We start from the raw sequence: 430 nt of genomic DNA on the forward strand, positions 1-430 counted from the left end.
CCGTACCCGTATGGGATCAAGTGTTCGTGAACTGGCCGGGGCCACGCCCGCCACCCGGGACCGGTACATCGACCTGCTGCGCGTCGCCTCGCTCGGGACGGTCGTCCTCGGGCACTGGCTGATGGCCGCCGTCACCGCCGACGGCGTCGGCAATCTGCTCGCCGTCGTCCCCGGCCTCCAGCTGCTGACCTGGGTGCTCCAGATCATGCCGGTGTTCTTCTTCGTCGGCGGCTTCTCGCACGCCCTGTCGTACCGCTCCCTCTGCCGTAAGCAGCCCGCCGGCTCGACGGACTCCGTGTACTCGGCCTTTCTCCGGGCCAGACTGCAGCGGCGGCTGCGCCCCACCATGGTCTTCATCCTGGTCTGGGGGACGGCTGCGCTGATCGTCCAGCTGCTCGGCGGGGGTGGCGGGCTGACCGGGGTCACGCTG

Annotated in this window: 1 protein-coding gene; it reads left to right on the forward strand. The window is 70.2% G+C overall.

Going from position 1 to position 430, the window contains the following annotated elements; translation table 11 throughout:
* Positions 1-10: 10 nt before the first annotated feature.
* Positions 11-430, forward strand: a 420-nt coding sequence (locus AC1DUE_RS20405) for an acyltransferase family protein (protein ID WP_477041226.1), incomplete at its 3' end; no start/stop codon positions are given.

Source organism: Cellulomonas sp. P4_A2 (assembly GCF_056402515.1).